This is a genomic window from Ignavibacteria bacterium (assembly GCA_016707005.1).
Lineage (GTDB): Bacteria > Bacteroidota > Ignavibacteria > Kapaibacteriales > Kapaibacteriaceae > UBA10438.
In genome coordinates this window covers 44,355-55,436 of sequence record JADJIQ010000002.1, presented here as the reverse complement: position 1 = coordinate 55,436, position 11,082 = coordinate 44,355, and the positions used below count along the sequence as shown (strand labels likewise).

The 11,082-nt window shown below is 48.5% G+C and carries 8 protein-coding genes; 7 read left to right on the top strand and 1 reads right to left on the bottom strand.

The annotated features are described in order from the left end of the window. Positions 1 to 3: 3 nt before the first annotated feature. The 3 genes from IPI29_03265 to IPI29_03255 all read left to right on the top strand — a co-directional run bounded on the left by IPI29_03265 (position 4) and on the right by IPI29_03255 (position 4,805). On the top strand, positions 4 to 1,416 hold the full coding sequence (locus IPI29_03265; GenBank protein ID MBK7411555.1) for a hypothetical protein: 1,413 nt from the start codon (positions 4 to 6) through the stop codon (positions 1,414 to 1,416). Between the two features lie 399 nt (positions 1,417 to 1,815). Beyond that, positions 1,816 to 3,834 (top strand): hypothetical protein, encoded by a 2,019-nt coding sequence (locus IPI29_03260; GenBank protein ID MBK7411554.1) that lies wholly within the window; start codon positions 1,816 to 1,818, stop codon positions 3,832 to 3,834. 260 nt (positions 3,835 to 4,094) lie between these two features. Then, entirely contained in the window at positions 4,095 to 4,805 is a 711-nt protein-coding gene (locus tag IPI29_03255) for a hypothetical protein (GenBank protein MBK7411553.1), read from the top strand. Between the two features lie 628 nt (positions 4,806 to 5,433). On the opposite strand, the gene IPI29_03250 is transcribed toward IPI29_03255, so the two are convergent. After that, positions 5,434 to 5,640, bottom strand: a complete 207-nt coding sequence (locus IPI29_03250; protein ID MBK7411552.1) for a hypothetical protein — start codon at positions 5,638 to 5,640, stop codon at positions 5,434 to 5,436. Between the two features lie 694 nt (positions 5,641 to 6,334). Here IPI29_03250 and IPI29_03245 point away from each other — a divergent pair. The 4 genes from IPI29_03245 (at position 6,335) to IPI29_03230 (ending at position 11,077) form a co-directional block, all read left to right on the top strand. Further along, positions 6,335 to 6,793, top strand: coding sequence for a hypothetical protein (locus IPI29_03245; protein MBK7411551.1), 459 nt, complete (start codon positions 6,335 to 6,337; stop codon positions 6,791 to 6,793). Positions 6,794 to 7,164: 371 nt separating this feature from the next. After that, entirely contained in the window at positions 7,165 to 9,522 is a 2,358-nt protein-coding gene (locus IPI29_03240) for a hypothetical protein (GenBank protein MBK7411550.1), read from the top strand. Between the two features lie 380 nt (positions 9,523 to 9,902). Next, positions 9,903 to 10,286 (top strand): hypothetical protein, encoded by a 384-nt coding sequence (locus IPI29_03235; protein MBK7411549.1) that lies wholly within the window; start codon positions 9,903 to 9,905, stop codon positions 10,284 to 10,286. Between the two features lie 221 nt (positions 10,287 to 10,507). After that, complete coding sequence (locus IPI29_03230) at positions 10,508 to 11,077, top strand: hypothetical protein (GenBank protein ID MBK7411548.1); 570 nt, start codon at positions 10,508 to 10,510, stop codon at positions 11,075 to 11,077. Positions 11,078 to 11,082 lie beyond the last annotated feature (5 nt).

Here is an 11,082-nt window from a genome sequence, read left to right as displayed (position 1 = left end):
TGCATGTCCAACCATAAGTATTGTCTGATAGCAAATGCCTTCGTGTTCCTTTTTGTGATTTCAGCTGTAGAAGCTGTATCGCAGCAGATCATTGGATCCGGTCGTCATGCCTCTATTCTGTGCGTGGATGGAGCCGTTTTCTCTTGGGGTGAGAATCGAGATGGACTTCTTGGTGACGGGACAATGACTCCGTCTCAGGAAGCTGTTCGGTCGAAGGTGCCCCCAGCTACTCGGCTGATCGGTAGGCATGATGGTGTCATGGCAATTGACTCTGACGGTCGCGTCTACATCTGGGGAGGAATGACTTGGAATCAGTTCGGGATGCCCTCGTGGGAGTGGAGGGAAGCAATGCCACAGGCACTACCGTTCGTGAACAGTGTTCGAACTGCCACGACAAGTGATGCGAATGCCTACTACCATTTGAGGAACGGTAGTGTAATGGTCAGTGGTGCTAACCTACAGGGGCAATATGGAAATGGCACAACAACACCTCTTGATTCCGGGTGCACGCCGGTGCCACTTGACAGTGTACTTGATGTCTTTTGTGACATTGCAACGGCATACGCAGTACGTCAAGATGGATCGATATGGGCTTGGGGTTCAAATCAAGAGAATCAAATCGATAGCTCAACCAATCTGTACTATGACAAGCCAAGAAAGATGTTTCAAACACCAGGTGTTGCCTTGACCTTAGGAACGTCAAGTGGGTTCATGAATGTCTTCGGATCTATGCGAGTTGTCACAGTTGATGGTGACGTGTGGGTATGGGGACAGAACGACAAGAACCAGCTAGGTGTATCGAACACGAAGAGAGTTAAGGTGCCGACGAAGATCCCTATGCCAGGCAAGGTTATTGCCATCACTGGTGGTCTATACCATACCGTGGTCTTGCTTGAAAATGGTACGGTGTGGACATGGGGCGATAACGGCTTTGGTCAGCTAGGAAATCCGTACTACAACAACACAGCTGAACCTGTGAAAGCGATAGGACTTGCCAACGTGGTTGCGATCGGCTCTGGTTCGTTCTCATCATATGCCATCATGCGCGACGGATCTCTACACGGATGGGGCGATAACACGTATCGTCAACTTAACCGCGACGATGCACCGCGTCAGTATACAGCCGTGCCACTTCCCGTGCCATGCGGACTTGTATCTGGAGTGGCTGTAGATGGTCAGAAGACCACGACTCAAAGCTCTCCAAGCCCCGTGATCGATATCCTGACAATTCCAATTGTTGAGGGCTCTACGCGAGTCGAGATCTTCTCGATCGAAGGAAGAACCGTTCACATTGTACAACCCTCACCAACCGATACAATGGTCAGATTCGATCTGTCTTCTGAGTCTTCTGGGCTATATACGATTGTTCGCACGCGCGGAAATGTTGTGACAACCGAGGTGGTGATCAAGTACTGATGGCATCGGCTACCTTGCCTCTTTCAGTCAAGCCGTAGTCTGTTGAAGATCCCGCTCGTTGCGCCCACCTCATTCCGCCCGCAACCGTCCACCGCAGCAACTGATATGCAGAGTTGCTAAACCCAGAGCGAGGGACCTACGTGGAGATCCCACAATTGTAGTTTATTACACGACTGATGGAGTAATATGCTACAATCTTTAGCTGTTGTCTGACGAAATATGAATTCAAGTGTATCGATGCTCCATTGAGAGAGATCGCCAGTGTACGTTTGGGCTAGGTACTGAAGACTCCGAGCCCCCTAACTGGAGATTCCGCGTCAACCCGCCATTTTTCGGTTCGCTGCATATTGACTAACATTACTGGTGGATCAGCGAACCGAGCAGGTTGGCAATCACGTAATGAGAGCAATCACCATGTGGATCTTCCTCCTCGTAGCATTGATCGTTGGTTCCGTACAACTGAATGCTCAGCCCCAACTCCGCATTGAGAAACTGGGCTTGCCCCCTTATATAGGAAGTATGAAGATCTTCGGGGAGAAGGCCTTCATGAATTCGTTCGACGGATTGTATGTGTTTGATGAAGCTTCTCGGACTTGGAGATCGCTTGGACAACAGTCGAGTCTCGTTGAACTGAGACAAATCATGACGGTACATCCCAACGGACTCGTTGTATCGCATGTTCCGTTGGGAACACTTCGATTTCAACCGAAGACCGAGGAGATCATACTCGAGGCAGGAGTGTATCACCAGTATCAATTCGTTCACTCAGATAGCATCGTAGGGCTAGTTCAGACGAGTGGCGACCGATCAGTGCGATTTGTTTGGAAACGATGGCCTTCGCTTGAGGTGATCAGAACTGACACGGTGGACCTGGGCGAAGAGCACGCCTTCTCTGATGTTATCCCATGCAGCGACGGTTCCATACTCACCCTTAGTCCAAACAAACTTGTTCGATTTCGTTACGAAGACAAACCCGCCGTTATTCCGCTCGGTGATAACGTGCTGAGTGGTAGGCACTCATATTACGTCGACAGCAGTCGCACGCATATTGCCCTTCACGCTGAGCGTGGGATCCTACTATCGAGTGATCAATTCGCATCTTGGACAATGTATGGCGACTCGTCGGCATCACGCTCTGCAAATCTCCACCTGACCTCTGACCCGAACAACATCATCGTGATGAACCGTGGGTTGCTTACTCGCTTCAACCCTGCCAATTCGCGTGTAGATACGTTGGTAAGGGGCTCTAACCTCTCAGATAACGTGAGCGCAAGTTCAGATGTTGTTATTGCTAGTACTCGTGACTCTATTCTATTCATCCTAGAAACCACAACCACCACTGAGCACGCGGGTCTTCAAGAACGTGGTGCACAGTTTCTCTATGGTGTCAATGATGGAATAGTCGCAACAACTCCCGAGGATGTATTTGTCCGCCCGTCCGGAGATGTGTGGACTCGCTGCCCGCTTGACAAGAATGTCTTTGCTAATGCACAATTTTCACCCCTTGTCATCCCTTCAGGCGGAACGAGTGTTGACGATTTCTGGCTGAGTGTGCATGGGTTCTTTCCAGTCCACGTTCGCCCCCGAACATCAATCTTGAAATCCGATGTCTTCTTTCCGGGGTACAGTAGCAATGGATTTCATCCCAGCAGTGATCGTTACTATTTCACAGTTCTCTATGCGCTCGAAATGCCATGTGGATCGAATCAGGTGATGTGGATCGAAGGCAACAGTCCATTACGCACTCTTTTGTGTAAGGACGATCTGCGCTACCTCATGGTTTTCAATGACCGCGATTACGTAGCGTTCACATTGAAGGGTTCACTGTGGCGAACTGTTGATGGAGATCTTGATAGATGGAGTCAACATCCTATTCCGGTACTTTCACTGCGACCTCAACCACGGATGATGACGAAGGGTAATCACGGCTTGTTAACGGACCAGCGAACCACAATGTGGACCCATGATGCGGGCTTGACGTGGGAGTCAGCCGTCGACTCTTTAGAAGCCCACTCCACCCTAACACGAGCAGGCGATATCATATCGGCGCACATTCAAGGCGATTCTAATGCAGTCCTCATCATCGATGTTCTGCGGAATGGCGTGAGATCGACGTATGCCTCTTTGACCTCTGATTTTGTTGACTTTGCGAGGATCTCGATCCAGGACATTGCTTTCGATGACAATGAACGTCGCCTGTACTTCACCACGAACTACTACACAGCATCCATTCTCTTGGACGGCATATCGAGCGTAGAGCAAGAACCAAGAGAGGCACACCTGGAAGTCGGAATACCGCTGGGCATCTATGATCTCTTAGGACGTAGAGTAGCCGGCGACGAGTCAGAGGTTGAAACACCCGGCCTATATCTGCACGTTCAGCAGTACGGAGTTCGCAAGATCATTGTTCAGCGATGAGAAGGGGTAGTGGCATCTCGTAACTTGATGGTCAAGACAGGCGGATTCTCCACTTTCTTCGAATTCACTTAAGAACCTCAGTAGTGAAAGGTCGCGCATTGAACGGATCCAATATGCTAGGTTCTCCTATCGCAGTTCTACTGTTTATTGCACTTTCGTACCCCGTGTTTTCACAGTGCGAACAGCCATTTATAGGAGACGCTGTAGAGGCTCTGTACTATAACGAAGGCATGGACCCCACAAGAAGTCCCAGATCACTCGTGAGGATCGATTCCATCAGAATCATTGATGGCACACGCGTCATCTCAAGCACGTATTGTAGAATTACAACTGATACTTGTCTCTATAGCTCAACGACGTACGTTGCTTCCAATGGGTTTGTCTATTACGGACAATCAGCCTTTGAAGATGGCAATGAGTACCTCCAACTATGTTTGCCGCTTGACTCCGTTCTCGTTAAAGGAAACGTTTTGTGGAAACGAGTGGAGGATAGATGGTCCGTGCTCTTTGGAGACTACAGACCATTCAAGACGTTTCTTTCGTGGACCATTACTCCATATGGAGACACGATCCCGAACTTTGACAAGCTCGTGTCGGACACCTTTGGCGTTGTATTGCGCTACTCCCCTGAAAACGGTCAAGTAGTAGAACGCCTAGTTGCAGCTGTGATAAATGGGAGGCACTATGGGAATCCTGTGTCCGTAGGCGAAAGTATCATCACAGGTGACAGAATCCAGATCAGAACAAACGACGAATCGATCGTCGTTTCGAACCATGATGCAGACTTCTCCAAAGAATATGAAGTGACAGTATCCGACTATTCTGGTAGAGTTTCACACTCTCACAGATACGTGAATGGCACGCAATTGAGGATCACTGACAACACTTCAACACTTCTCTTCATCTCAGTAAGAGATGTTAGAACGCAAAGACAAGTTGCAAGTAGAGTATTTCTGAACCCAAGGAGGTGATCTGCACCCACTTTCATTGACAGGTAGAGTTTGGAGATTCCGCTTAAAGTGCTCTCCTCACGGCGCCCGTAACCGTCCACAGCATCAAATGGTATGCAGAGTTGCTAAACCCAGAGCTAGATTGAAGTTGCCGAGACGCTGAATTGCCTTCGAATGTGGTAGCGGGAACGCTGATTGTGATGGTCGAAAGGGAGCATTCTCCTGGTGCAACAACCGGAAGCGTCGGATGTAATGAAAGGACAATGTTGATGAAAAGAGTTAAGCGATGAGATACTGGTTCAAAGAGAAAGAAGATGAGCTCCTGCTGATAATGTTCATTTTGTCAGTGGCCGGGTTTGTGCTGAGTTTCTATTATGGAGAAATGACTCGAGAGCGTATAGCCTATGCATTTATTACAGCGATAAACTCACTATTCGTCATAGTCGGACTACTTTCACTTGCTCTTAAGTCTATTGAGAATCGAAAGCAGCCAATCAGCAATTTCTTGCACGACAATAGATTCAGATTGGCAGTACTCCTCGCTTGTGCTGTGTTAGCGGTTCTGTCAACACTCGTGCTCTCTGGCATCTATCTGAAGGTGTATGTTGTAGCCCTGATTCTACTACTTACCTACGGAATAGTGAGAGTATCAGGCCGCATACGACGTGTTGTCAGGTCGATGCGTGATCTCGAGTGAGAGACGATCTGCATGTGGCACAGCCACCCGATAGGACGTATAGTGCCATGCTGACTTGCCAAGCCCCTTGCTAGATTGCAGTTGCCCAGACGTTGTAGTTCGATGGTTGGTGATCAGTTCAGCGCGGAAGTTGTCGCTCAAGTAAATGGGATTGTCCACCGGCCTCGGTTCCTGATCGAATATCAGAAGTAATGAACAAGGGAGCCATAGTATGAGCCATAGTTTGCAGTATTCACTCAGTACACAATCATGAGGAATGCATTCTTGTGCTTGCTGTTCTTTTATGAGATTGCATGCTCAACCTTGCAATCGTCAAGTCCGTCCGTACGCATTGTTGCATACTATTATGGTAGTCCGGCAGACCGTGTCATGTCATTTGTGACGGCTCAGAAGATTGATCCTGAGATTGCATATACTGAGCGTGTTGTTGTAAATGATGCTGATCGTGTCGCAGCGTTGTTGAGTGACACCATACAATTCAAGGGTGAACAACGCGTGCTATCATATAGATGGTATGTGATTGTTCGGGTTCAAGACTCAACAGGATTAGAAATAAGGAGGATTGGGATGGAGCCACGAAAGGGTGCTGTGTATATAGATGAGCGCCGAGTCGCTCACAGTGAATGGATGATTGCGACAATAGCATCACTCTTTAGTAGGCCCGTTGCAGACACAATAGCAAAGTACTCCACGTATTCGCCCTAGTGACGTGAGTAGAGATTCCGCTCACGATGATCAACTCGTTCGTCCGATATCGTCCACCGCATCTACTGGTATGCTGATTTGCCAAACCCAATGCTAGATTGTAGCTGTTCCGTCGCTGTTGATGTTTTACAGCAACCAAGGAGTCTCCATGAAGTCGCCCTCCGCCGAGTTTCAGTCTGTCGTTAAGGCAAGTTTCAACCTTGCCCAAGAAATGGAAAGCGAGATCATCACGTCAGCGCACATTCTCGGCGCGATAATGCTTGCGACAGAGGATCGAACAGCGCAATCATTGCTTCGTATGACTCCCGACCATGAGACCTTGAAACAATCGATACGTAGTGAGGCACGTACGCACGGAAACGACGTGCCGGACAAACACAAGAAGGCTCCGCAACAAGTACCACAGGGATCATTGCCGATGACGGACGAAGCCGAGGCAGTGATCGTGGGTGCGATGAAGGTCAGTGCGAAAGCGGATGTGCCGGCTGATACTCGCCACATCGTTGTTAGCATGCTCGATAGTCATGAGTCGTTGGCCCACATGATCTTGAAGGGGCAAGTGGATGTTCAACAGCTGCGGTCTGAGTTGACATCAGCTGATCGTTGACCCCTTAAGTAGTCTTTCCCGTCGCAACATGCCATACTCATGCGCACAACCCGCTTCGAAGTCCCTTGTTGACCCCTTCTCGTGTCCTCTTTCTGGACGGTTGTTCGCCCAGTACCCATGAATGGGTGTTTTAGCGCGTACTTGCGGATATCTGTCCGTAATTGCTGGGGCGATGGCATACCTTCGCGTCACATCCCGTACGTGGGTGTAGGTGCGCGTACATTGCGTGTGTTTGCTCGTACAATTCAGGAATCGGTGAAGAAAGCCTGGTGGATCATGTGCCGACCTGCCGTATTGGGGAGGTGACCGTTGTCCGTAAGTTTACTCTCGTAGCATGGCCGAAAGGCTCAACCCGTCGAGGAGTAGCTCAGATGTATACCAGGAGATCGCTTTTTGTGCTGTTGCTCATCGTCACGATGAGTGTTGCGATGTATGAGTCTTCAGCTCAAGTGCTCCAAGTGCGACAGGTTGAGGGATTGGTGGGCAAAGGGGCATTGAGAATTGTTCCGGTCAAACCCAACGTTCTTGTTGGAGTCGATGCAGAGCTCTGGATCATTCGTTCGGATGATGCCGGGCGAACATGGCGGAGAGTAGACACATCCTTCAAGCCACGAGTCAACGACATATGCTTTGTTGATGAAGATCGGGGCTATGCTGTCTGTGATTCCGGTAAGTTCCTGCGCACCGACGATGGTGGTCTTACATGGACCTCGAGTACTGCGAGTCCTGGTAGCCCATATAGAGGATACTCGGTCTATCCGTTGTCTCGTGATACGTTGCTCGCTCTGTTTAAGAATCGCCTAGGAACAACAGAACTTCTTCGGACTGATGATGCCGGTCAATCATGGAATGTGGTGACGGACTTTGAGTTCCCAGACGTACATGGGGCGTATGATGCTATACGATGTTTTGATTCTCAAAAATGGATCGTGAACTATGACAGACCAGGTGGTCGATATCCATTGATTACTAGCGATGCAGGCAAGACTTGGAAGCTTGGTAGTAAATTCCTCAGAGGCTCGCAGGACATTCTAGTAGTGAATGATTCTGTTGCATTCGCGGCAAGAAGTACTTACACCCTGAATGGTGAAGTCGCCTTTGAAAAGACAACAAATGCTGGCCAAACATGGACGCTCGTTAACCTAGTGCCGTATAATGTGTATGGACGCCCTGTTCTTTCAACGATGTTGGTAATGAACCGAAAAGAACAAGGGATTGCCGTTACGAACTATGCGCGAAACAAGTCCGATGAAGACTTTCAACAAGTAAATGGACCAAGATATGCCTGCGAAATACGCAGTACGCTGGATAACTGGGTGACTTGGAAAGAGTGGCCGGTGGAACGCCCTCCCATGTTTGGAGTAGCGAGTATCTGCGTCGATGAGTTGGGAGTCGTTACGGCTATTGGGGCCGATAACATGGTGTATCGGTCGAACATAGTTGACGATACACTTAGAATGATAACCACGCGACTAGCTGACAAATACTATGATGCCTTGATGATCACTGAGAACACGTGGGTGTTAAGTGGCGTTGTCTATGTCGATCGTCACTCGAGTTTTAATATTCCTCGTATGACGCAAAACGTTCTCGTGAGAACCACCGATGCTGGTCAGTCCTGGACAAGTAGGGTCTTGAATTCGGAAGTCCTCTTTTCAAAATGGGACAATGACGAAACGCAACTGATAGTAGAAGGCAACTGGATCTACAGGCCCAAGCTCGAGTACGCGGATTCCGAAACACAGCTCGTCACAGCCGGGAGAGTTCTCTATCGGACAACCAATGCTGGTGAGACGTGGGATTCCATATACACTCATGCGATCAAATTGCAGTCGGTCTCTTTTGGTGACAATACGACCGGTTACGCTTTAGATACTCTGAAGCGACTGTACCGATCTACCGATGGAGGCTTGTCGTTCTCAAGAATACCCAATCTTTCATCGAGTATTGCCGCGTATTGCGCTGTCGACTCCCGTATGGTATTCGCGAGTGATACTGGAGTTAATGGAAAGTTGCGCAAGAGTGTTGACGGTGGGGAGAACTGGACTGTTATCGAGATGGATAGTGGAGGTGAAATCACGGGGATGGATGTATATGACGATGATCATCTAGTGATTTCACGTTTCGCGTTTCATCTAGCACCTTGGAAAGGTGATCGGTATTACGTCTATTCAACGACAAATGGCGGTTTAGCGTGGAGTCCACTCGATTCGGTATACCAAGAGGGCCAACCTCCAAAGATGGTTGCAGTTGGTGGACAGTGCAGATTTAGATACCTATCAGAAAGCTCGATATTGTTGTTGTCAGACTACACGGCCTATAGCGATTATGACAGGACTTCATGCGACGGCGGCATCACATGGCAAAGTGCTGGTTTGGGATACGGCCTCTATAAGTCATTGTCAAATGTGGTCTCCGGTTCTTGTCTGTTAAACTCTGTCGATCCAATTCGCTCGGCTGGACTACGAGTGATATCAGGATGCGGCGTTGCCGTCGGTGTAGAGGAGATCCCAGAGAAACATGATGTAAGCATAGCGAACAGAGATCACGCGTCGTGTGAGATACTCTCTCGCGAGGAGCTTCGACGTCAACTTGAGGCACTTGAAACAACCCCACTGATCTTCGACATGCAAGGTCGCTCGATCTTACATCTCGATGAACTCGTGATACCACAAACGATATTCATCCGGACAGGTACACAATCGCGTCTGGTGTTGGTTCTGCATTGACAAAGGGTCATATATCGGTTGATAGGTGCTAGTTGCATTGATGTTGTATCAGATGCTCTTGATGCAGTTGGAAAGAAGTGGGGCCTCGTTGGTAGGACTGTACCAAACAATAGAGTTAAAGAAATTGTCGAAGAGAACAATGCCGAGGATGTAGACGGCCGCGCAATCTCAGAAACCAAACTCGATAAGAAGTGAGAGGAGTGCAACCGATGAGTGGAAGGCGCATCTTTGTTATGACATCCGTCTCTGCGGTTGTGTGTCTAACAGTGCTTGGAGCATTGTATCTGCCAAATATTATGCGTTCTGGAACTACTCACGGATCGAGCGACGTATCTGATTCAAAAGAGCGAGGCGTGTTCATTCAACAGTATCATACGGGCATGAAAGTCGTTGTCGCATTTGATAATATTGCAATTCCAATTGAGGAGATATGGATTGAGAAACACTGGACATACGGGAGCATAACTGGAACTATCGATATTGATACGGCAACATCTCGCACCATCTTGTGTATTAGATGTAGTGGAGGCCAAGGTAGGAACAATAGAGTCACAACGGATGACCAGTGGATTGATATTGTCGAAGGCGATGCTCGTCTTTCGTTCTATCATTCATCGTTGAAGTTTTTTGGAATATGGACCAAGGCTATTCCCGACACTTTGCACTTTGCAATTGTGCGATATCCAACCAAAGAGATTGAAGGCGAGATTCGAGGAGTGGTTGACACTGGCGCCGTGTTGGATGCTTGGGTACGAAAAGAATGATGAGATTGGAGTTGCACTCCTACCTTTGGAGATTCCGCACTCACTCACCACCTCATTCCACCCCCAACTGACCACCGCATTTACAGGTATGCTGATTTGCTACACCCAATGCTAGATTGCAGTTCCAAGGTGTTGCAGGTCAATCGCTAGTGTCAGGTTGGCGCAGTGAAACACAACAGAAAGATAGAGATGGACGATAACAGATCTGCGGATAGACAGCAATGAACGATGCAGCTAAGGGCTTCCGGTATCTCTTGCAAAAGAGACGCAATGCCATTGCATTATCATTGGCTGCTGTCACGGTGGCTTTCCTATTGTTCTACATGAACTGGAGTAGTTTAGGGTATGCCTTTATGGTAAGAGATGGAATGCAAGAGCAGCCCCTGACGATCGCGGACGCACAAAATGCAGGGTTGTTTATCTGCAGGTATGATCTAACATACAAGGGAGAAAATGAACATGATTCTACAGTACTCTATCTGGGAGAAGCATGGGTTCAGTGCACGGGTACGTATCGTGGCTCATTGCTAACTGGAGATATTGTGAGAACCAGCGACTACACACTGTGTGTTCGGTATTCCGACGAATTGCCTTCGTATAAGATCGTGAATCTGCAAGATGGTCGTCGAGTCCATATAGATAGAGCATGCCGCATTATGAACTTAGACATCAAAACAATAGATGAGAAGTATGATTTGGTTGTTCAGGAGTGGGGAGGCCACAGCAGTGGACGTCCGACAACACAACTCGGGGTGATAATACTTCGGCTAGACCGTCAGTATGAATATTGACGATG

Excerpts from the sequence above, each read along its gene's own strand:
- IPI29_03265 (MBK7411555.1), top strand. The coding sequence starts at position 4 with ATGTCCAACCATAAGTATTGTCTGATAGCAAATGCCTTCGTGTTCCTT.
- IPI29_03240 (MBK7411550.1), top strand. The coding sequence starts at position 7,165 with ATGTATACCAGGAGATCGCTTTTTGTGCTGTTGCTCATCGTCACGATG.
- IPI29_03230 (MBK7411548.1), top strand. The coding sequence starts at position 10,508 with ATGAACGATGCAGCTAAGGGCTTCCGGTATCTCTTGCAAAAGAGACGC.
- IPI29_03235 (MBK7411549.1), top strand. The coding sequence starts at position 9,903 with ATGAAAGTCGTTGTCGCATTTGATAATATTGCAATTCCAATTGAGGAG.
- IPI29_03260 (MBK7411554.1), top strand. The coding sequence starts at position 1,816 with ATGAGAGCAATCACCATGTGGATCTTCCTCCTCGTAGCATTGATCGTT.
- IPI29_03245 (MBK7411551.1), top strand. The coding sequence starts at position 6,335 with ATGAAGTCGCCCTCCGCCGAGTTTCAGTCTGTCGTTAAGGCAAGTTTC.